General features: G+C 71.9%; 17 protein-coding genes and 1 pseudogene. 4 read left to right on the top strand and 14 right to left on the bottom strand.

Translation table 11 applies throughout. The features are described from left to right. Positions 1–438: 438 nt before the first annotated feature. On the top strand, positions 439–1932 hold the full coding sequence (locus IG62_RS0139810) for an SDR family oxidoreductase (protein WP_030815800.1): 1494 nt from the start codon (positions 439–441) through the stop codon (positions 1930–1932). A 51-nt stretch (positions 1933–1983) separates the two neighbouring features. Continuing rightward, positions 1984–3426 (top strand): phytoene desaturase family protein, encoded by a 1443-nt coding sequence (locus IG62_RS0139805; RefSeq protein WP_030815795.1) that lies wholly within the window; start codon positions 1984–1986, stop codon positions 3424–3426. Between the two features lie 48 nt (positions 3427–3474). Here IG62_RS0139805 and IG62_RS0139800 read toward each other — a convergent pair whose 3' ends face one another. From IG62_RS0139800 to IG62_RS0139790, 3 genes are all read right to left on the bottom strand, one after another. Next, positions 3475–3924: a hypothetical protein gene (locus IG62_RS0139800; RefSeq protein WP_030815792.1), complete on the bottom strand. Its 450-nt coding sequence runs from the start codon at positions 3922–3924 to the stop codon at positions 3475–3477. A gap of 255 nt (positions 3925–4179) precedes the next feature. After that, a complete protein-coding gene (locus IG62_RS0139795) occupies positions 4180–5052 on the bottom strand; it encodes a lysozyme (protein ID WP_030815788.1) in 873 nt (290 codons plus the stop codon). 135 nt (positions 5053–5187) lie between these two features. Beyond that, complete coding sequence (locus tag IG62_RS0139790; protein ID WP_234326934.1) at positions 5188–5829, bottom strand: lytic transglycosylase; 642 nt, start codon at positions 5827–5829, stop codon at positions 5188–5190. A 708-nt stretch (positions 5830–6537) separates the two neighbouring features. On the opposite strand from IG62_RS0139790, the gene IG62_RS0139785 reads away from it, so the two are divergent. Next, complete coding sequence (locus tag IG62_RS0139785; RefSeq protein ID WP_030815781.1) at positions 6538–6729, top strand: hypothetical protein; 192 nt, start codon at positions 6538–6540, stop codon at positions 6727–6729. Here IG62_RS0139785 and IG62_RS0139780 read toward each other — a convergent pair. From IG62_RS0139780 to IG62_RS0139765, 4 genes and pseudogenes are all read right to left on the bottom strand, one after another. Continuing rightward, on the bottom strand, positions 6723–7322 hold the full coding sequence (locus IG62_RS0139780; protein WP_234326933.1) for a lytic transglycosylase: 600 nt from the start codon (positions 7320–7322) through the stop codon (positions 6723–6725). The genes IG62_RS0139785 and IG62_RS0139780 overlap by 7 nt on opposite strands. A 434-nt stretch (positions 7323–7756) precedes the next feature. After that, positions 7757–8355, bottom strand: a pseudogene (locus IG62_RS42810) (alpha/beta fold hydrolase). Positions 8356–8388: 33 nt separating this feature from the next. Beyond that, positions 8389–9654 carry a beta-ketoacyl-[acyl-carrier-protein] synthase family protein gene (locus IG62_RS0139770; protein ID WP_051799211.1) on the bottom strand — a complete coding sequence of 422 codons (1266 nt, stop codon included), beginning with the start codon at positions 9652–9654 and terminating at the stop codon, positions 8389–8391. A 229-nt stretch (positions 9655–9883) separates the two neighbouring features. After that, positions 9884–10333: a MarR family winged helix-turn-helix transcriptional regulator gene (locus IG62_RS0139765; RefSeq protein ID WP_030815773.1), complete on the bottom strand. Its 450-nt coding sequence runs from the start codon at positions 10331–10333 to the stop codon at positions 9884–9886. A gap of 127 nt (positions 10334–10460) precedes the next feature. Between IG62_RS0139765 and IG62_RS0139760 the strand changes: the two genes are divergently transcribed. After that, positions 10461–10871, top strand: coding sequence for an organic hydroperoxide resistance protein (locus IG62_RS0139760; protein WP_030416450.1), 411 nt, complete (start codon positions 10461–10463; stop codon positions 10869–10871). Here the strand turns inward: IG62_RS0139760 and IG62_RS0139755 are convergent. From IG62_RS0139755 to IG62_RS0139725, 7 genes are all read right to left on the bottom strand, one after another. Continuing rightward, entirely contained in the window at positions 10861–12252 is a 1392-nt protein-coding gene (locus tag IG62_RS0139755) for a GH1 family beta-glucosidase (protein WP_051799210.1), read from the bottom strand. The genes IG62_RS0139760 and IG62_RS0139755 overlap by 11 nt on opposite strands. Further along, positions 12249–13184, bottom strand: a complete 936-nt coding sequence (locus IG62_RS0139750; RefSeq protein WP_030815765.1) for a carbohydrate ABC transporter permease — start codon at positions 13182–13184, stop codon at positions 12249–12251. The genes IG62_RS0139755 and IG62_RS0139750 overlap by 4 nt, the downstream gene beginning before the upstream one ends. Then, complete coding sequence (locus IG62_RS0139745; RefSeq protein ID WP_051799208.1) at positions 13177–14115, bottom strand: carbohydrate ABC transporter permease; 939 nt, start codon at positions 14113–14115, stop codon at positions 13177–13179. Before IG62_RS0139745 ends, IG62_RS0139750 begins: the two co-directional genes overlap by 8 nt. Further along, positions 14112–15428 carry an ABC transporter substrate-binding protein gene (locus tag IG62_RS0139740; protein ID WP_030815758.1) on the bottom strand — a complete coding sequence of 439 codons (1317 nt, stop codon included), beginning with the start codon at positions 15426–15428 and terminating at the stop codon, positions 14112–14114. The genes IG62_RS0139745 and IG62_RS0139740 overlap by 4 nt, the downstream gene beginning before the upstream one ends. Positions 15429–15627: 199 nt before the next feature. Further along, positions 15628–17061: an MFS transporter gene (locus tag IG62_RS42805; RefSeq protein WP_051799206.1), complete on the bottom strand. Its 1434-nt coding sequence runs from the start codon at positions 17059–17061 to the stop codon at positions 15628–15630. A 204-nt stretch (positions 17062–17265) separates the two neighbouring features. Further along, on the bottom strand, positions 17266–18999 hold the full coding sequence (locus IG62_RS0139730; protein ID WP_078872516.1) for an amidohydrolase: 1734 nt from the start codon (positions 18997–18999) through the stop codon (positions 17266–17268). Positions 19000–19159: 160 nt separating this feature from the next. Next, positions 19160–20725 (bottom strand): APC family permease, encoded by a 1566-nt coding sequence (locus IG62_RS0139725; RefSeq protein ID WP_234326932.1) that lies wholly within the window; start codon positions 20723–20725, stop codon positions 19160–19162. Positions 20726–20798: the final 73 nt, after the last annotated feature.

The following is a 20798-nucleotide window of genomic DNA, read 5'->3' as shown; positions in this document are numbered from 1 at the left end:
CGGTGTTTGGGACGTAAAGCGACAGCAGTCCCAAACACCGGCCCCGCAGGCCCGTCACCGCACCCACAACAACCCAGCCCGCCGCAGGCGCAACGGCGAACAAGCCCCGCGACGGGAAAGACAGGTACGTGGGAGGCGCCGCAAAGCGCAACGGCGATCAAGCCCCGCGGCGGGAAAGACAGGTACGTGGGAGGCGCCGCAAAGCGCAACGGCGAGCGAGCCCCGCGGCGCCGCAGACAGCTACGTACGGAGGCGCCGCAAAGCGCGAAACGGCGGGATGCCCCGTGGTGGGACAGACTGGTACGTGCGGGGGCGCCGCAAAGCACAACCGCGAGCAAGCCCCGCGGCGGGAAAGACAGGTACGTACGGGGCGCCGCAAAGCGCGCAACGCCGAGAAACCACCACGGCGGGACAGCCGAGTACGTGGGGAGGCCAGCCATGGGCGACGCCCTGGTCACCGGCGCCACCGGCTATCTCGGCGGCCGCCTGGTGCCCGAGCTGCTCGCCGCCGGATACGCCGTCCGGGCGCTGGCCAGGACACCCGAGAAGCTGCGCGACCACCCTTGGGCCGGCGAGGTGGAGATCGTCCGCGGCGACGTCACCGACGCCGCCTCGATGCGCCGTGCGCTGGCCGGCGTCGACGTCGCGTACTACCTCGTGCATGCCCTCGGCACCGGCCGGCGGTTCGAGGAGACCGATCGGCGAGCCGCCCGGATCTTCGCCGAGGAGGCCCGCGCCGCCGGCGTGGGCCGCATCGTCTACCTCGGCGGACTCACCCCGCGCGGCATCCCCGAGCGGGACCTCTCGCCCCACCTGCGCTCCCGGGCCGAGGTCGCCGACATCCTGCTGGCCTCCGGCGTGCCCACCGCCGTGCTGCGCGCCGCCGTCATCATCGGCTCCGGTTCCGCCTCCTTCGAGATGCTGCGCTACCTCACCGAACGGCTGCCGCTCATGATCACGCCGAGCTGGGTGCGTACCCGCATCCAGCCCATCGCCGTCCGTGACGTGCTGAGGTATCTGGTCGGGTGTGCCCGGCTCCCCGCCGACGTCAGCCGGACCTTCGACATCGGCGGGCCGGACGTCCTCACCTACCGCGACATGATGCAGCGTTACGCGCGGGCCGCCGGACTGCCGGAACGGCTCATCCTGCCCGTTCCGGTGCTCACCCCCGGCCTGTCGAGCCTCTGGATCGGCCTGGTCACCCCCGTCCCGCCGGGCATCGCCCGGCCGCTGGCCGAGTCGCTGCGCCACGAGGTCGTCTGTCACGAACACGACATCGCCCGCTACGTTCCCGACCCGGACCCGCCGGGCCACCCGCTGCCCTTCGACGACGCGTTGGACCTGGCACTGCGCCGGGTGCGGGACGCCCAGGTCGCCACCCGCTGGTCCGGCGCCGCCGTACCGGGCGCGCCCAGCGACCCGCTGCCCACCGACCCCGACTGGGCCGGCGGCAGCCTCTACACCGACCGGCGGGAGGTCACCGTCAACGCCCCGCCGGAGACGCTCTGGCAGGTCGTGGAGGGCATCGGCGGGGAACACGGCTGGTACTCCTCCCCGCTCGCCTGGGCGGTGCGCGGCTGGCTGGACCGGCTGGCCGGCGGGGTGGGACTGCGCCGCGGCAGACGGGACGCCCGCCGCCTCCGGGTCGGCGACTCGCTCGACTTCTGGCGCGTCGAGGCGGCCGAGCCCGGGCGGCTGCTGCGACTGCGCGCCGAGATGCGGCTGCCCGGCCTGGCCTGGCTGGAGATGACGGTCGGCCGCGACGCCGAGGGCCGCACGCGTTACGCCCAGCGGGCGCTGTTCCATCCGCACGGCCTGACCGGCCATGCGTACTGGTGGTGCGTCACGCCCTTCCACGCCGTGGTGTTCGGCGGCATGGCCCGCAACATCGCGGCCGCCGCCGAGGCCGCGGCCGGCACCCGTCCGGCGTGAACTCCGTACCCCCGCACGGCGGTTCCGGGTACGCCTTGGCATGCTGACGGCATGACGAAACGGGTGGGACGGGAACGTGACGCGGCGGTCGTGGTGGGCGCCGGACCGAACGGGCTGGCCGCGGCGGTCACGCTGGCACAGGCCGGCCTGAAGGTGACGCTCTTCGAGGCTGCCGACGAGATCGGCGGCGGTGTTCGCAGCGGTGAGCTGTTCGCCCCCGGCCTGCTGTTCGACCACTGCTCCTCGACGCATGTGATGGGCGCCGGCTCGCCTTACCTGCGCACGCTGGACGTCGCGGCGCACGGGCTGGAGTGGTGCTGGCCGGAGATCGACCTCGCCCATCCGGTCGACTCCGGCGGCGCGGGGGCGCTGTACCGGTCCCTGGCGCGGACCGCGGACGGGCTCGGCGCCGACGGTCCGGTGTGGCGGCGGCTGTTCGGTCCGCCGGCCGCCGACGCCGAGGTGCTCACCGACGCCGTCATGAAGCCCCTCCTGCGGGTGCCCCGGCATCCGGTCCGGCTCGCCCGCTTCGGGCTGCGGGCCCTGCAGCCCGCCACCGCGCTCGCCGGCCGCTTCCGTACGGAGGAGGCGCGCGGCCTCTACGGCGGGGTGGCGGCGCATCTCTTCGGACCGCTGAACGGGCCCGCCGCCGCATCCGTCGGACTCATGATCATCGCGGCCGGCCACCGGTTCGGCTGGCCGGTCGCGAAGGGCGGCTCCGCCGCCATCGCCCGCGCACTGGCCGGACTCCTCACCGCCGCCGGTGGCCGGATCGAGACCGGCGTGAGCATTCGCTCCCTCGATCAACTTCCGCCCGCCGCAACGGTGTTGCTCGATCTGGCACCGGCCGCCGCGGCCTCCGTGGTCGGCGACCGGCTGCCGCCCCGGGTACGCCGCGCCTACACCCGCTACCGGCACGGCCCCGGCGCCTTCAAGCTCGACCTGGCGGTCGAGGGCGGGGTGCCCTGGCGCGCCGACGCCTGCCGGCGGGCCGGCACCGTCCACCTCGGCGGCAGCTTCGCGCAGATCGCGGACGCCGAACGGCAGATCCACCGCGGGCGGATGCCCGAGCGCCCGTTCCTCCTGGTCTCCCAGCAGTACCTCGCCGACCCCGGCCGTTCCGCCGGCGACGTCCACCCGGTCTCCGCGTATGCCCATGTGCCGCACGGCTACCGGGGTGACGCCACGGCCGCGATGCTGGCGCAGTTCGAGCGGTTCGCCCCCGGCACCCGCGAGCGGATCGTCGGTCTCACCGCCACCTCGACCGCCGACCTGGAGCGAGGCAACGCCAACTTCGTGGGCGGCGACATCATCGGCGGCGCCAACACCCCGCTGAACCTGACGATGCGTCCGCGGATCGCGCTCGACCCGTACGCGACGGGTGTGCCCGGCGTGTACCTCTGCTCGGCGGCGACCCCGCCGGGCGCCGGTGCCCACGGGATGTGCGGTCACAACGCGGCGCGCTCGGCACTGCGGGCGCTGGGCATGCGCTGACGGCGGACCCCGGCGGGCTGCCGGGGACCGCCGTCGGCCGCCGCGCGGTCAGCGGTGGGTGACCACGCCGCGCGCCATCCGGCCGCAGTTGGAGCCCGAAACGCTGACGCTCACCGTTTCGATCGCGCCACCCCAGTCCACGCACCGGCCCTTTGCCGGGAGATACACCGGACCGGCGTAGGAGGTGTACTGCCCGCTGTCGTAAACCCACTCGGAACTGCCGTCGGTGGCCGTGAGATACGTGTAGACGTACACCGGCTTTCCGGGCTTGTTCCGCACGGTCACGACACAGTTCTTTCCGGTCTTCGCGCTGTACGTCAGGTACACGGTCCCCTTTCCGGTGACCGGTACGGAATTCACCACACGGTAGCCGCTGCCACAGGCCCCGTTGTACGCGGCGGCGGTCGGTGCGGCGGTTGCGGTGGTCGCCGTGGCCATCGTGGCGAGTCCTGCCACGGCGAGTACGGCGGATCCTGCGATGGCACGTGAACGCTTCATGGGAATACCCCCGTTGGATGGGTGCGTCGCGTGGTCATTTCGCAGTGTTGGACCCGGATCGGTACGGAAAGGTTGTAGCGCCGCGGGAATTGCCCGTTGTTCGAATCGAGTGGTCGATACCGGGTGCCGGGTGCCGGTGCGGCGGTGTGCTGGTGCACGCCCGGTGGGGCGCCGGACGGCGAGCGGCCGGTCCCCGGCGCCCGATCACGGGGCGCCGGGGACCGGCCGGAAGCAGAGCGGTGGAGGGGTCGCCGGTCAGTCGTCGTCGTCCTCGCCGTACGCGAGGACCTTCAGCCGGCTGTAGCTGCCGTTGAAGCGGTTGCGGTCGCCGACCGGGTGGCCGGAGGAGGTGTGCTGCCAGATGCTGTGGTACCGCCAGCCGCCCGGCAGCGCGCCGACGGACGAGCCGTAGCGCGGGATCCACAGCGGATTGCTCCGGCCGAACTTCCCGGAGTTGCCGGTGCACCGCTTCCACCAGTTCGTGGACGTGTAGATGACCGGGTCGCGCCCGGCCTCCTCCCGGTAGGTGCGCACGAAGTCGTGGATCCAGTTGATCATCCCCTTGTGGCTCTTGCCGTAGCAGGTCGCGCCGTAGGGGTTGTACTCCATGTCGAGCGCGCCGGGCAGTGTCCTGCCGTCCCGGGACCAGTCGCCGCCGTGGTTGGCGAAGAAGCGCGCCTGGGTGGCACCGCTGGAGTGGTCGGGCAGCGCGAAGTGGTAGGCGCCGTGGATCATTCCGGAGTTGTACGAGCCCCGGTACTGCTGGGTGAAGTACGGGTTGGTGTAGTTGGTCCCCTCGGTGGCCTTGACGTACGCGAAGCGCACCCCCGACCTGCGCAGTGACCACCAGCCGACCTTGTGGTTGTGGCTGGAGACGTCGACCCCGGCCACCCCCCTCCTGCCGTACGACGCCCGCGGCTCGATGCCGCCGGCCCGGTCGACGCCCTCGTGGAGCGCGATGGTGGAGCCCATCCAGTCCGCGTCGGGGTGGGCGGGTCTCTTCGCGGCATCGGTCGCCGTGGCCGAACCGGGCAGTGCGAGGGGCAGAGCGAGCACGGAGAGGAGAGAAACGAGCGTTCCGGCCGTGGCGACTTTACGGCGGGCCGGACCGGATCTGCGCAAGGGCATCGCATGCCTCCGAGGCCTTCGGTTGAGTCAGGTACGGCAGGATTTGAGCAGAATTCTGCCGATAAGAGACTTATACGCAGAGCTGCCTGACTCTATGGCCCAACAGGCCGTCAGTCCGCCGACCGGCCCCGCATCTCACCCGTCCGGCGGGCAGGGACGGTCACCCGGGCCGTCCGGGCCGGCCCCCGGACGGAACAGAGCGGGCCCCGGCTGTGCCGGGGCCCGCTCCGCGCGCAGCGGCGAACGCGCCATTCCGCCGCTTCGCAAGCTGCTCCTCATGGCGATGCCGTTGATGGCGTTGATGTCCCAGTCGTTGACGGCGTTGGGGTTGCCGCTGGACTCGCGCATGATGTTGCGGTGCAGGCCCTCGTAGGAGCCCGGGATGCCCTTGGCGTGCATGATGTCGAGCGCCTGGCGGATCCAGCCGTCGAGGTTGTTCGGGTAGCTCTTCACGGCCTTGCGCCCGGCGGAGCGGTTGGCGGCCTGCTGGGCGGTGTGCTGCTTGGCGACCGCGGTCACCTTGATGTGGTCGGCGACCGAGGCGGTCACCGGGCGGCCGGTCTTGGCGTCGTCTGCCTTCTTGGCCGGCAGGCCGTTGGCGCTGACGGGCTTGACCGCGGCCGGAGCGTGCTCAGACGCAGCCTGTGCGGTGTCCGGGGCGGAGGTGAGCGCCAGACCCGAGGTGGCACCCGCGGCGGCCAGAACGGCCACGGCGACCTTGTGGGTGCGGGTGATGCGGGTCATACGGACAGCGCGGGGCAGGGTGAAGCTGGGCATGCAGAGTGACCTCTTCCAGGTGCGGGATCGGGGAGCGGCCTTGTTTGGCGGCGCGTTGCGTACCGGAGGTCTTTGCCGCGTTCGCCGTTGGGGCGTTCACCGCGACTCGCTCTCGGCGCGTCGGAATCCATGTTTAGCGACGGTCCGGAATCGAGGCAATGGTGCTCTGTACTACCCATCTTCGTGAGAAACCCGGCTCTCTGAAGTAATGAGCGATTCCCACCGCGTTGACCTGGAAAAGCGGCGGCTTCCATCGACTAGGCGTGGTCGTAAGTGACGTACATCGCGTGCCGCGGGTCACCTGGAAGCGGCCGGAAAGCCCGCGTTATAGAGGTGCTTAAGTTGCCTGGCTCACACCGCAATTACCGCCAGGCCACGCCGTTTCATGCACCGGCCGCGGCCGATTCATCCGCCCGGCTGCCCGTTGTGGGCCAGCGGGATTCGATAAATGTGGTGCGGGGCACTGTTGCTGAGCCCAAAAGAGCGGCATTTGTGCGCCAATTCACGTGCGGCAGACCGCTGGGCATTTCCGGCCGGTGCGCCCCGCGGCACGGTACCGGCTCGGCCGTTGGGGACGCCCCCGCTACGGCAATACGGCGGTGCTGCTGGTCCGTTCGCAGCAGCGCCCCGGACTGTCGCATGACGGCGCGGCCCCGGCTCCCTGACAGTGACACCCACGCAGTCGTCACTCACCGTAGGGAAGTGCTCATGTTCCGTCGTATCGCCGTTGTTGTCACCGGTCTTCTCGTGACCGGCGCCCTCGCCGCGGGGTCCGCGGCCGCGGCGCCCGTCGACGACCACCACCACCTCTCTCCCAGGGAAGAGGCGGGACTTCGCTTCGCCGGCGACGTGCTCGACGTGCTCTTCGGCGGTGGCCCGGCCCGGCACGGCCGCTACTGACGGCCGGCCCCGAGGCCGGGAAACGGCAGTGGCCCCACGATGCCGTTGATGGCGTTGATGTCCCAGTCGTTGACGGCGTTGGGGTTGCCGCTGGACTCGCGCATGATGTTGCGGTGCAGGCCCTCGTAGGAGCCCGGTATGCCCTTGGCGTGCATGATGTCGAGGGACTGGCGGATCCAGCCGTCGAGGTTGTTCGCGTAGCGCTTGGGGGCGGCCTTCGGCTTGGCCTTGGGGGTGGCCTTCGGCGCCTGGGCCATCGTCTTGCGCTCGACGGATCGGCTGGCGGCGTTCTTGGCCGTGCGCCCCTGCTTCTCGACGGCGGTGACCTTCAGGCCGTCGGCGACGGACGACGCCACGACCCGGTCCTTCTTGCCGTCGTCGGCACGGTCCTTGGCGGTCAGCGGCATGCCGTCGGCGCTGACCGGCTTGACCGCGGCCGGTGCGTGCGCGGACGGGGTCGCGGCATCGCTCGGCGCGGCGGTGAACGCCAGCGCGGCGGCGCAGCTCGCGGTGGCCACCAGCGCCGCGGAAGCCTTGTGGGCGCGGGTGATGCGGACGTTGCGGGCGGCGCGGGGCAGGGCGAAGCGGGACATGCGGATGTGACCTCTTCCAGAGCTTGGTGGCGGGGGAGGCGGCCTTCGGTTGGCGCGTGAGGACCGAGGGTCGTTGCCGCGCTCGCCGCTCCGGCGGAGTTCGCAGACGTTCTCGGTGCTACCCGGAACATGGTTAGCGCCCGCCCTGGAGGGTGGCAAAGAGGTGTTGTACTACCTCTCTTCGTGACTTGAGGAGAGATGTCCGATATAAATTCCCGATTCCCCCCGAATTGCAGGCGTCACTTCCCTGCGGCACTCGACTAGGAATGGCCGTACGTGACGTACGTCGCGTGCCCGGCATCACCCGGAACCGCCCCCGCGCCCCGCTCGGGACCCCCGCCGGAGTTACCCGGCTCACACCCCGCGGCCCGGCCCGCAGACCCCCGCGAAAACGAAAAAGCGCCCCCTGCGAAGTCCGCAGGGGGCGCTTTCCCCTATCGCCGGGGACAAACCCGGGGTGCATCTCGGGCCTCGGTCACCCGGGGCTGTCCCACCGCAACGGAAAGGAGCTCCGGGGAGGCGGGGCAACGGACCGGTGGCGGCGCCGGGCGGGGCACCGGGGCGAGCGCGGGGGCGCACTCCAGCGGTCCGTCGGTGAAGAACCGGGCCGCCAACTCCGCGACGTCCTCGGCCCGTTCGAGCACCACCCAGTGATCGGTGTCGGGACGGTCAGGAAACGGCTGCCGGGAATCCGCGCGGCGAAGGCCCGCTGCCGGTCCGCGGACGTCACCGTGTCGTGCTCACCGCCGAAGACCAGCGTGCCACGCACCCCGGCCGGCACGTCCAGGTCGTCGATGATCCGCTCCAGGGCGGCGCACAGCAGACCGTGGGCCGGGCCCGGCGGCAGCGGATCGGCGGTTCCCATCCCGGGCGGATCGGCGGTCACCACGTCCGCCACCGGGCCCAGCCGCTCCTCCCTCTGCGGCCGGCCGAACATCCCCTGCAGCGCCCCGCCCAGCACCACGACCGGCTCGGTGACCGGTGCCGCGGCACGCAGCCGCCGGTAGGCGAAGCCCACTTCGTGCACCGACAGTGACCGGACCGTCTCGTCCTGCGTCGCCGCCGCCTAGCGCGTCAGTACGAGGGCCGCGTTGTGCCCGCCGAAGCCGAGCGACGTCTTGACCGCACAGTCGAAGGACGCCCGCCGCGGCTGCTGCCGCACGATCTCCAGCGGCAACTGCGGATCGGGCACGTCGAGGTTCGCGGTCGGCGGCACCAGCTGCTCCTCCAGTGCCAGCACGGTGAGCGCGGTCTCGATGCCGCCGGCCGCGCCCAGCGTGTGGCCGGTCATCGCCTTCGTGGACGTGACCAGCGGGTGCTCGCCGATCACCCGCCGCAGCATGGTGGCCTCGATCAGGTCGTTGACCACCGTCGACGTGCCGTGCGCATTGACGTGTCCGACGTCGCCGGGCCGCACCCCCGCGTCGGCCATCGCGGTGCGCAGCGCCTGCTCGATGCCGTTGCCGTCGGGATCCGGGGCGACCGCGGCATAGGCGTCGCTGGACGCCCCGTAACCGCTGACGTGCGCCCGGACCGGCGCCCGGCGGGCCGCCGCGTGCTCGGGCCGCTCCAGTACGAGCAGACCGGCGCCCTCGCCGACCACGAAACCGTCCCGGTCCGCGTCGAACGGCCGGCAGGCCGCGGCCGGGTCCTCCCGCCGGGTGGAGACCGCCTTCATCCGGCAGGCGCTGGCGATCAGCAGCCGGGAGATCGGCGACTCGGCACCGCCGGCGATGGCGATGTCGCAGGCCCCGGTGCGCAGGAGCTGGTGGGCGGTGCCGAGGGCGACGGTCCCGGAGGAGCAGGCGGTCGCCACGCCCAGGCTGGGGCCGCGCACCCCGAGGTCCATGCAGACGCTGCTGGCGGCGCCGTTGACGACGGTCAGCGGGGCGAGCTTGGGGGAGACCCGGCGGGCGCCGCGTTCGGCCATCGCCGCGCTCTGCTGGTCGTAGAAGGGCAGGCCGCCGTGTGCGGAGCCGATGACCACCGCGACCCGGGAGCCGTCCCAGGTCTCCGGGTCCAGGCGGGCGTCCGCGATCGCCTCGCGGGCCGCGATCACCGCGAGCTGCGAGAAGCGGTCCATCAGCCGCTGGGCCGCCACGCCGAGCTGCTCGGTGGTGTCCAGGTCGGAGGTGTACATGAAGTCACAGGGCAGATCGGCGAGTTCGGGGTGCGGATGCACCCCGCCGGGCCGGGTGTCCTGGGTGACCGAGTGCCAGGTGGCCTTGGCGGTGGCGCCCGCCGCGGTCACCATGCCCAGTCCCGTCACCGCCGCGGAGAACGGCTGCCGGCGGGCCGTCACGCCGTGACCGGAAATCGCTGGACGGGGCATCCCCGGACCGGCCGGGCGTGGACAACTTCTGCCGCATTCACGTGGCGTTCCTCCGCTTGTTGGCGTGCCGCCCACCGCGTCATGGACGGGTCTCGCCGGTGGCCCGGCGGTTTGGCCACTCTTTATACGCCTTCGTCCTGTTGAGCCCCCAACCGTGGTAACTCAATGGGGTGATGGGGGCGTCGGCAGGGCCGGGCACGCCGGCCGGCCGGCCGCGGCGCCCGGGGCCTCAGGACGCGTCGAGTGCGCCGGTCACCCGCCCCAACAGGCCCCGCAGCGTGCGCAGTTCCTCAAGGGTCAGGCCGGTGGCGGCCAGTATCCGGCGGGGGACCGGCAGGGCCGCCGCGCGCAGCTCGTCGCCCGCCGGGGTCAGGTGGACGGTGACCGACCGCTCGTCCTCGGTGCTGCGCTCGCGGCGCACCAGGCCGGCCGCCTCCAGTCGCTTGAGCAGCGGGGAGAGGGTGCCGGAGTCGAGCCGGAGCCGCTCGCCGATGGCCTTGACCGGCTGTGCGCCGTGCTCCCACAGGACCAGCATGACGAGGTACTGGGGGTAGGTGAGGCCCAGGTCCTTCAGGGCGTCGCGGTAGACGCCGCCGAATGCCCGGGAAGCGGCGTGCAGGGAGAAGCAGACCTGGTGGTCGAGGCGGAGCAGTTCGGCGTCCGGCGGAAGCGTGGTCATGGGTCCAGGTTAGCCGGGCAGGCGTTTAAGTTGTGCGCAATCTAGTTGCGGACAATGCAAAACTCTGCGACAGTGGGACCCGTCGGACGGCCGGGAAGCGGCCGCCCCGCAGGTGAAGGGACACATGATGGACGCGCTGTACACCGCCGCCGCCACCGCCAACGGCCGCGAGGGCCGGGCCGTCAGCTCCGACGGCACGATCGACCTCGCCCTGGCCCTGCCGCCCGAGCTCGGCGGCAACGGCGCCGGCACCAACCCGGAGCAGCTCTTCGCGGCCGGCTACGCGGCCTGCTTCGCCAGCGCGATGAGCAACGTCGCCCGCCGCATGAAGCTCGACACCAAGGACGTGTCGGTCACCGCCGAGGTCTCCCTCGGCAAGGACGGCGAGGGCTTCGGCCTCGGCGTCGTCATGCGGGTGGAGCTGCCGGACACCCTGGCGGGCGAGACCGGACGCCGGCTGGTCGAGGCCACCCACGAGTTCTGCCCCTACTCCAAGGCCACCCGCGGCAACATCCCGGTCGAGCTGGTCATCGAGTAGGACGGTGCCGGCGGATCAGCCCCGCGTAGTGCCGTCCGCTGTCCTTCAGGGTGCGGGTCTGGGTCGCGTGGTCGACGTGGAACAGGCCGAACCGCTTGTCGTAGCCGTAGGCCCACTCGAAGTTGTCCATCAGGGTCCAGGCGAAGTACCCGGCGAGCGGCGCACCCCGCCGGGCCGCCCGGGCGCAGGCCGCCACATGCCCGTGCAAGTAAGCGGTGCGCTCCGGATCCCGCACCGTCCCGTCCGGCCGGACCACGTCCGGATACGCGGCGCCGTTCTCGGTGACATAGATCCTCGGCGCCGCGTACTCCCTGGTCAGCCGCATGAGCAGGGCCTCGATCCCGCCGGCGTCGATCTCCCAGCCCATCCCCGTGCGCGGCACCTGCGGCCGGTGCACCGGGCGGGCGTACGGAGGCGGGCCGGCCGGGTCGGCGGCCACCACGGCCGGGAAGTAGTAGTTCAGCCCCAGCCAGTCCAGCGGCTGTGCGATGACCTCCGGATCGCCGGCCCGCTCCGGCAGGTCGACGCCGTAGACCTCCCGCATGTCCGCCGGGAAGCCGCGGCCGTGCACCGGATCCAGCCACCACCGGTTGGTGTGCCCGTCCATCCGCCGCGCCGCCGCCGCGTCCGCCGCCGAACCGGTGGCGGGCTCCACGGTGCTGAGGTTGTTCACGATGCCCACCTCGGCGTCCGGCGCCTGGGCGCGGACCGCCTGCACGGCCAGCCCGTGACCGAGCAGCAGATGGTACGAGGCCCGCACCGCCGCCGTGAGGTCCGTCACCCCGGGCGCCATCCGTCCTTCGAGATGCCCGATCCACGCTGAGCACAGCGGCTCGTTGAGGGTGGCCCAGTGGCGCACCCGGTCGCCCAGCCGGCCGGCCACCACCGCCGCGTACTCCGCCAGCCGCTCGGCGGTCTCCCGCACCGGCCAGCCACCGCGGTCCTGCAGGGCCTGCGGAAGATCCCAGTGGTACAAGGTGGCGGACGGCGTGATGCCCGCCGCCAGCAGGCCGTCCACCAGCCGGTCGTAGAAGTCCAGGCCCGCGGCATTGACCCGGCCGTCTCCCCGCGGCACGATCCGCGGCCACGACAGTGAGAACCGGTAGGCGCCGACGCCGAGTTGGCCCATCAGGGCGATGTCCTCGCGCCAGCGGTGATAGTGGTCGCAGGCCACCTCCCCGGTGTCGCCGTTGTCGATCCGGCCCGGCGTGTGCGCGAACGTGTCCCAGATGGACGGCGCCCGGCCGTCCTCGTCGACCGCCCCCTCGATCTGATAGGCCGACGTGGCCACGCCCCAGACGAAGTCGTCCGGCAGGGCGGCGAAATCGATCCGTTCGGTCACGGCGTTCCTCTCGACGGAGGGCCTCTCGGCACGGGTCATTTGACGGCCCCGGCGGTCAGCCCGGCGACCAGAAAGCGCTGCAACAGCAGGAACCCGGCCACCACCGGCACGCTGACCACCAGCGACGCGGCCATGACCTGGTTCCAGTACACGTCGTTCTGCGTGGCGTAACCCTGCAGCCCGACCGACAGCGTGCGGGTGGTGTCATTCGTCATCACCGAGGCGAACAGCACCTCGCCCCACGCCGTCATGAACGCGTACACCGCGACCGCCACGATCCCCGGCAGCGCGGCCGGCACCACCACCCGCAGCAGCGCCCCCAGCGCCCCGCAGCCGTCCACGTACGCCGCCTCGTCCAGCTCCCGCGGCACCGACGCGAAGTACCCGGCCAGCATCCAGATCGAGAACGGCAGCGAGAACGTCAGATACGTCAGGACCAGACCGCCCCGGGAACCGTAGAGCGCCACACCGGTGGCGTTCCCGAGGTTGACGTAGAGCAGGAACAACGGCAGCAGGAAGAGGATGCCCGGAAACATCTGCGTGGACAGCACCGTCACCGTGAACACCCGCCGGCCGCGGAACCGGTACCGGCTGACCGCGTACGCCGCGAACACCGCGATCACCACCGAACAGGCCGTCGCCGACCCCGCCACGATCAGCGAATTGACGAAGTAGTGCGCCAGCGGCACGGTCCGCCAGATGTCGAGGTACGGCCGGACGGTCAGCCCGCTCGGCAGCCACCGGAACCCGCCCGAGACGTCCCGCAGCGGCTTCAGCGAACTGCTCAGCATGACGTACACCGGCAGCAGCACGAAGCCGGTCAGCGCGGTCAGGAAGATCCGGCGCGCCCAGCGGAACGACCGGGGCGGCGCGGTGGGCGAGGCCCCGCGCCGGGCCCGGGGGCGTCCGCGTTCCGGCGGGCGCGGCGCACGGACGGCCGGGCGGGGCGCGCGGGCAGCGGTGTCAGCCATCGGCGTGCTTCCTTCCGCGGGACGTCACCAGCAGGTAGCCGGCCGTCACCACCAGCAGGAACAGCAGCAACAGCACCGACATCGCCGAACCGGTGCCGAAGTTCCAGGTGGCGAACGACGACTGGTAGATGTGGACCGACAGCAGATCGGCGGACTCCGGCGCGGCCTTCCCGAACAGCACGTACGGCGTGTTGAAGTCGTTGAACGTCCACAGGAACAGCACCAGCACCAGCACCTGGTTGACCGGCCGCAGCGACGGCAGCGTGATCCGCCACAGCTGCCGCAGCATCCCCGCCCCGTCCAGCGCCGCCGCCTCGTACAGCTCCTTCGGAATGCCCTGCAACGCGGCCATCACCACCAGGAACGCGAACGGCCAGGTCTTCCACACGGCCACCACCAGCAGCGCCACGAAGCTGTTGTCGCCCAGCAGCCAGAACGGCCGGCCGCCGGTGAGGTGCAACTGGTCGTGCAGCACATGATTGACCAGCCCGCCGTCCCGCTGGAACATGAACGCCCAGGTGATCACCGCGGCGTAGACCGGCAGCGCGTACGGGACGAGGAACACCGCCCGCAGCAGACCCCGGCCGCGGAAACCCTCCTGCAGGAAGACCGCCGCCGCGGTACCGAGCAGCCAGCACAGCCCGACCGCCACAACACTGAACACACAGGTCACCCAGAACGAGTGCAGCAACGCGGCACCCACCGGAGCGTCCACGTCCACGACCACCCGGTAGTTGCCCAGCCCCTTCCAGGGCGCCGCACCCCAGTTGCCGAGGAAGAACTGGGTCAGCTCCCGGAAACTCATCACGACGCCGATCGCCATCGGCACGAGATGGACCAGCACCTCCACGACCAGCGCGGGCAGCAACAGCACATACGGCAGGCCGGCCCGGCGCAGCCGGGCGAAACGCACCACAGCGGACCCGCTCACTTCGCCATCTGCTGCTCGGCCTCGGCCAGCCGGGCCCGCACCGACGCCGTGGTCACCGGATGCCCGGCCGCCGCATCGGCGAACAGGTCCTTGATCGCAGTGCCCACCGACGTCTCGAACTGCGCCTCATCGGGGATCTGCGGCAGCGGCGCGGCGCTCCTGGTGAGCGTCTCCCGCAGCACCCTGGTGTCCTGCCGGTCGAACGCCGGGTCCCGCTGGGCGGCCTTGACCGGCGGTATCGAACCGTACGCCTTGTTCAGCAGCCGCTGCTCGGCGTCGCCCGTCAGGAACTTCACGAACTTCCGGGCGCCGTCGAGGTTGTCGGTGTTCTTGAAGACCGCGACGTTGATGCCGGCGAGCATCGAGTTAGTCCGCCGGCCGGCTCCCGGGCGGCCGGACGGCACCGGCACCGGTACGACGCCCCAGTCCGACCGCTTCATCCCGTCCGCCGCGAACGTCGTCGCCGCGGCCTGCCACAGCACCATCGCGGTCCGGCCGGTCGCGAAGTCCCGCAACGACTGGTTCTGGCCGTACTCGGCGTTCCCCGGCGCGATGATCTTGTCCTTGGCCATGAAATCGACGTACTGCTCGACCGCCGCGACCGCACCGTCCGAGGTGAACGCCGGCTTGCCGGCCGCGTCGAAGAAGTCCGCACCGCGCTGCTTGCCGAGCACGAACGCCTGGTGGACGTTGTTGGCCAGCTGCCCGCCCTCGGCCCCCAGCCCCCACCTGCCGTCCTTCGACACCTTCTTGCCCGCCGCGACCAACTCGCCCCAGGTCGCCGGGGGTTTGCCGATCCCGGCATCCTTGAACATCCGCTTGTTGTAGTAGAGCGCGTACGTCAGCGAATACAGCGGCACCGCGGCCGGGTCCTTGCCCGCCGCCCCCGTCGCGGCCAGCGCCGGCGCCGCGAACCGGTCCCGCCCGCCGATCGCCGCGAAGTTCTCCTTGTCCCACGGCAGCAGCGCGCCGGTGGCCTGCAACGACGCCGACCAGGTGTTGCCGATGTTGAGCACGTCCGGGCCCTGACCCGACGTGGTGGCCGCCAGGATCCGGTTCAGCAGATCGGGCCAGGGAATGACCTCCAGCTTCACCTTGATCCCCGTCTGCCGCTCGAACTTCTTCATCTCAGGGCCCAGGATCTTCTTGTCCGCCTCGACGTTCGGCCCCTGATTGGACGCCCAATACGTCAACGTCGTCGGGGAATCGTTACTGCCCCCGCGCCCTGGGCTCGTCCCGCCACCGCAGCCCGAGGCCGCCGCGGCGAGCGCGGTGACGAGGGCGGAGACGGTCGCGGCTCGGAGTATGCGCATGACGGATACGCCTCTCTCTGAGGAGGCCGAGGGCCGGCCATGTTCAGTTACTGAACGGCCTCAAGGCTTAACTTCCGGTGTGAGTTAAAGCCTGAGAGGCGGAGGCGTCAAGGGAGCACACGACGGGGGAGGATGGGCGGGCCGCCGCCAATGTGCTGTCGCCGGGGGCGAGTTGAGGGCGGGCGCCGCGCGGCAGGCACTACGAGGACCGGCCGGTGGGCTCCCACGCCGCCTCCACCGGAGCCGGCGGAACGCCCACGGCCCCGCCGGGCAACGGACCGAACCGCCGTCCCCGTACGAACAGCAGGGCCACCGCACACGCCACCGGCCCCGCCCCGCAGCTCAGCCAGAACGCGGCCCGGTACCCGTACGCCCCGGCCAGCGGACCGGCCATCACCGCCGCCACGCACTGCCCGATGATCAGCCCGGACCCCAGCAGGGCCATGGCCTCGCCCATCCGCGCGGCCGGCGCGATGCGCTCCCCGAGCCCGAACACCGCGATCAGATGCGGCGCCACCGCCACCCCGATCCCCGCGATCACCAGCGACGCCCCCACGAACCCGTCCACCGCCAGCAGCGGCAACACCAGCAGCGTCTGCGCCACGATCGCCCACCGCAGCCGTACCGTCAGATCCCGCTTCACCGGCAACGCCGTCGTCACCAGCCCGGCCAGCGCGCTGGTCACCGCCATCCCGCCCCACACGAACCCGGCCGTGCCCGCCTCGCCCAGCTCCTTGCTCAGCGCGCTGACACCGGCGTTCGCGCCGCCCCAGATCACCCCCTGCCCCAGCGCCATCACCCACAACACGATCAGCCCGGACGACACCAGCGGCACCCCGGCGGCCGCCACCCGTCCGGTCCGCACCGGTCCCGGAGCCGTCGGATGCACCGCGAACAGCACCCCGCACACGGCATCGAGCACGGCTGCCAGCAGGAGGCCGGCCGCGGGGTGGAACAGGACCACGACGGTGGCCGCCAGCGCCGGCCCCACCATGAAGCTGATCTCGTCGATCGTCGTATCCAGGGACAGCGCACGCCCGGTCAACTCCTTCCCGTCGGGGCCTGCCGGACGGGCCGCGGCGACGTCCTGTCCCTCAAGGCCCTCCGCAGGGGCCGAGGCGAGCTCCCGGCCGTCGGGGCCTTCCGCCGGGGCCGCGGCGAGCTCCTTGGGGGCCGAGGCGGGCTCCCGCCGCCCGGGACCCTCCGCACGGGACGCGGTCAGCACGCTCCACCGCGTCCGGGACAGCGGCCCCACCTGCGGCATCGTCGCCCCGGTCAGTCCCGCCAGCACGGCCTGCACCGCCGCCGGCAGACCGGCGAGCACGGCCCCCACCAGCGCCACGATCACGCCCGCGTTGACGAGCGAGGCCACCAGGATCACCGGCCGGTGCCCCCGCCGGTCGGCCAGCCGCCCGACCGGCGCCCCGCCCACCGCCTGCCCGAGCCACAGCATCCCCGCCACGACGCCGGCCCGGCCGATCCCGTCCACCTCGGTGAGCAGCAACAGCGTGCCGATCGGACACAGCGCGGCAGGCAGCCGCGCCAGGAACGAGAGCACCGGCAAGCCCACCCCGGCGATCCCCACCACCGCCCGCACCCCGGCCCACGCCGACCGGGAGCGCGTCGCCTTCACGCCGTCCCCGCCCGCGCCACGTCCGACCCTGCCGGCCCCGCACCCCTGCCCATCTCTCCCCCGTCCGCAGACCTCCCTCAGTAGACCGGAGGCCGACCATCCGGAACTATCCGCACGTCCTCCGAAACCACGCCCGGGAAAGCGGCGCGGGTGTGGAGGAACGCCCAACGGGGAGGCGGGGGAGGAGAGAAGACCCCCGTGGCCTCAGGCGTCAGCCGCCGCGTACACCCGCTGCCCCCCGACGAACGTCTGCAGAACCCGGGTCGCGGCGATCTCCTCCGGCGGTCCGTCGAACGGGTCCCGGTCCAGGACGACCAGGTCGGCCAGCTTGCCCGGCTGGATGCTGCCGGTCTCGTCGAGGTGGTTGGCGTAGGCACTGCCGGCCGTGTAGGCGGCCAGCGCCGACCCCAGGTCGAGCCGCTGCTCGGGCAGGAAGACCGGCACCGAGGGCGACGCCTCCGGGATGCGGCGGTTGACCGCGACGTGCAGCGCGGCGAGCGGATCGGGCGAGCTGACCGGCCAGTCGCTGCCCGCCGCGAGCGTGGCCCCTGACCGCAGCAGATCACCGAACGGGTACTGCCAGGACGCCCGTTGTGCCCCCAGGAACGGAATCGTCAGCTCGTCCATCTGCGGCTCGTGCGCCGCCCACAGCGCCTGGATGTTCGCCGTCGCCCCGAGCCGGCGGAAACGCGGCACGTCATCGGGGTGGACGACCTGGAGATGCGCGAGATGCGGCCGGGTGTCGCGCCACCCGTTCGTCTGCCGGGCCGCCTCGACCGCATCGAGCGCCTCCCGCACGGCCCGGTCGCCCAGGGCATGGAAGTGCACCTGGAACCCTTCCGCGTCCAGCAGCGTGACGTACGTCCGCAGCTCCTCCGGGTCGATGAACGAGATCCCGCTGTTGTCGGAGGCACAGCCGCACGCGGTGAGGTAGGGGCCGAGCATGGCCGCCGTGTGGTTCTCCGCGATCCCGTCCTGCATGATCTTCACGCTCGTCGTCCGCAACCGGCCGCCCGTCAACTCCTCGCGCTGGGCGATGAGTTCGGGAATCTGCTCCGCGCCCCGAGCCCGGTCCCACCACAGCGCCCCGGTCACCCGCGCGGTCAGCCGGCCCTCGCTCTGGGCGGCCACATACGCGGGGACGGCGTCGGCGATGCCCGGAGCGCGGCCCAGCATCGCGTCCTGCCAGGCGGTCACGCCGTAACTGTGCAGCAGACGCTGCGCCCTCAGCAGTCCGGCGGTCCGCTCGGCGACCGTCGGCTCCGGGATCAGGTCCGCCACCAGCCGCATCGCCCCCTCCTGCAGCATGCCGGACGGCTGGCCGTCGGCCTCCCGCTCGATCCGCCCGTCGGACGGATCCGGCGTACCGGCGGTGACCCCGGCGCGTTCCAGGGCACGGGAGTTGGCCCAGCCACCGTGGTGATCGCGGTTGACGAGGAACACCGGCCGGTCCGGTACGAGGGCGTCCAGGAACTGGCGGGTGGGCATCCCGCCGGGAAAGGCCTCCAGGGACCAGCCACCACCGGTGATCCACGGCGCCTGAGGGTGCGCGGCCGCGTACGAGCCGATCAGCTCCCGGTACGCGTCCGCGGTCTCCGCAGCGCTCAGATCGCACTGCGCCAACTCCATGCCGCCGCCCACCGGATGCACGTGCGCGTCCTGGAAGCCGGGGATCAGCAGCTTGCCGTGGAGGTCGACGACCTCCGTTCCCGGCCCGATCAACTCCCGTACGTCCGCGTCGTGCCCGACGGCGACGATCCGCTCCCCGCGCACGGCCACCGCCCCGGCCCGGCTGCGCGCGGCGTCAACGGTGTGCACGGGACCGGAGAGGAAGACGAGGTCGGCGGGGGAGGGGGAGGGGGAAGTAGAGGTGGGAGCGGTGGTGGAGGTGGGAGCGGTGGTGGTGGCGGGGTTGGGGGCAGGGGTGCGCGCAGCCATCTTGCGGGTGCTCCAGGGGTGTTGGTGTGGGTGGGTGTGGGTTGTGGCTTTGGTGTTGGCGGTGTTGGCGGTGCTGGTTGCTGGTGGCGGCTTACGGCTTATGGCCTACGCTTGCCGGCTTCTGGTGGTGGGTTGCTGATCATTGTTGTCGCCTCGGTCGTCAGCCGTCCGAAGGTGAGGGTGAGGGCAAGGAGGAAGGCGACGAGGCCAGGGCGATGGCCCCGCCTCCGTCCCCGTCCATCGGCAACGTGAGCGCATCCGCGTCCGTCCCCCGCCCGGTACGGAAGTACGGTGCGTGCCGTACCCACTTGGCCCAGGCCGCGGCCGCCAGTCCCAGCAGGATGAAGAGGGCCGGCAGGGTCAGCATGAACCAGCCGTTGTCCGGGCTCATCGCGAAGTGGTCGCTCATCGTCGCGTAGTCCCAGACGAGGTAGCCGCCGAGCCCGAACAGCACCAGCGCGCTCGCCGCGGGCACGACCACGTCCCGCAGCGCGCGGACCACACCCTGGCGCAGGCTGTCGCGGAAGCGCACCGCGCAGGCGAGGGCGGTGAGCCCGTAGTAGAGGGCCACCGTGAGACCGATCGAGTTCACGGCGGTGAGGATCATGTCGTTGAGCTGGGGGATGCCGACGGCGAGGACGGCGATCAGCGCGGCGATCGCCATGACGAGGAGCGTGCCGACGGCGGGCGAGCCGTAGCGGGGGTGCACCCGCTGCCACACCGGGCCGAGCGTCCGGTCGCGCGCCATCGCCAGCGCACCGCGGGCGGTGGGGATGACGCTCGACTGCAGGGAGGCGAAGGCGGAACACATCAGCGCCGCCAACGGCAGCGAGGCCCAGGGCTCCGGGGCCAGTTTGGCGCCGAGGAAGGTGAGCGCCTGCGGCCCGTTGCGGACGAGTTCGCCGGTGCTCATCACCCGTTGGAAGGCGACTGCGCCAATGAGGAACAGGCCCGCCATCACCACCAGGGCGATCAGCCCGCCACGGGCCGCGTCCGAGGCGCTGCGGGTCTCCTCATTGACGCTGAACGCCGCGTCCCAGCCCCAGTAGATGAACACCGCGAGCACCATCCCCTGCGCCAGCGCCTGGGGTGAGCCGATGTCGAACGGGTTCAGCCAGGACAGCGAGAACGGCTGGTCCCCGACGACCAGGGCATAGCCGCAGAAGACCAGCAGCACCGCGTACTCGAAGACCAGCAGCCACCACTGCAGCCGGGTCGCGGCACGTACGCCCGTGATGGCGGTCATGGTGACGGCGACCAGCGCGACGAGTCCCACGGCGGTACTGATGCCGGTCGAGCCCGGATCCAGCCGCAGTCCCCACACGCTGTGCAGGCCCGCCTTGTTGAGGAACTGCAGCACCACGGACCCGGTCACCGCGCCCGTGTACGCCATGAAGACCACATTGCCGACCAGCACCACCCACCCGGTGAGGAACCCGGGCCAGGGGCCGATCGTCCGGCCGACCCAGGTGTAGCCGCTGCCGCAGTTCGGCTCGGTGCGGTTGAGCCGGGCGTACGAGAGCGCGATGCCGAGGATGGGCAGACACGCCAGCAGCAACAGCGCGGGCGTCTGCCGCCCCGCGTACGCGGCCAACGAGCCCATCCCGATACCGATGCTGGTGGTGGCCGCGGTACTGGACGCGGCGATCGCCACCCCGTCCTTCACCCCCAGCGCGCGGCGCATGCCCACGCGGTTCTCGGGTTCCTGTGGCAGTACGGAGGACATGACATCGACTCCTTGGAGGGGGCTGTCTCTTATACACATCTCCGAGCCCACGAGACGGACTCCTATCTCGTAT

Origin of the sequence: Streptomyces sp. NRRL S-337, from assembly GCF_000720175.1 — a bacterium.
GTDB lineage: Bacteria > Actinomycetota > Actinomycetes > Streptomycetales > Streptomycetaceae > Streptomyces > Streptomyces siderophoricus.
This window is presented reverse-complemented; position numbering and strand designations above follow the sequence as displayed.

Coding starts and splice junctions, on each gene's coding strand:
- IG62_RS0139805 (WP_030815795.1), top strand. CDS start 1,984: ATGACGAAACGGGTGGGACGGGAACGTGACGCGGCGGTCGTGGTGGGC.
- IG62_RS0139755 (WP_051799210.1), bottom strand. CDS start 12,252: ATGACCCGTGCCGAGAGGCCCTCCGTCGAGAGGAACGCCGTGACCGAA.
- IG62_RS0139760 (WP_030416450.1), top strand. CDS start 10,461: ATGGACGCGCTGTACACCGCCGCCGCCACCGCCAACGGCCGCGAGGGC.
- IG62_RS0139770 (WP_051799211.1), bottom strand. CDS start 9,654: ATGCCCCGTCCAGCGATTTCCGGTCACGGCGTGACGGCCCGCCGGCAG.
- IG62_RS0139800 (WP_030815792.1), bottom strand. CDS start 3,924: ATGAAGCGTTCACGTGCCATCGCAGGATCCGCCGTACTCGCCGTGGCA.
- IG62_RS0139810 (WP_030815800.1), top strand. CDS start 439: ATGGGCGACGCCCTGGTCACCGGCGCCACCGGCTATCTCGGCGGCCGC.
- IG62_RS0139740 (WP_030815758.1), bottom strand. CDS start 15,428: ATGCGCATACTCCGAGCCGCGACCGTCTCCGCCCTCGTCACCGCGCTC.
- IG62_RS0139795 (WP_030815788.1), bottom strand. CDS start 5,052: ATGCCCTTGCGCAGATCCGGTCCGGCCCGCCGTAAAGTCGCCACGGCC.
- IG62_RS0139790 (WP_234326934.1), bottom strand. CDS start 5,829: ATGCCCAGCTTCACCCTGCCCCGCGCTGTCCGTATGACCCGCATCACC.
- IG62_RS0139750 (WP_030815765.1), bottom strand. CDS start 13,184: ATGGCTGACACCGCTGCCCGCGCGCCCCGCCCGGCCGTCCGTGCGCCG.
- IG62_RS0139780 (WP_234326933.1), bottom strand. CDS start 7,322: ATGTCCCGCTTCGCCCTGCCCCGCGCCGCCCGCAACGTCCGCATCACC.
- IG62_RS0139725 (WP_234326932.1), bottom strand. CDS start 20,725: ATGTCCTCCGTACTGCCACAGGAACCCGAGAACCGCGTGGGCATGCGC.
- IG62_RS0139765 (WP_030815773.1), bottom strand. CDS start 10,333: ATGACCACGCTTCCGCCGGACGCCGAACTGCTCCGCCTCGACCACCAG.
- IG62_RS0139730 (WP_078872516.1), bottom strand. CDS start 18,999: ATGGCTGCGCGCACCCCTGCCCCCAACCCCGCCACCACCACCGCTCCC.
- IG62_RS0139785 (WP_030815781.1), top strand. CDS start 6,538: ATGTTCCGTCGTATCGCCGTTGTTGTCACCGGTCTTCTCGTGACCGGC.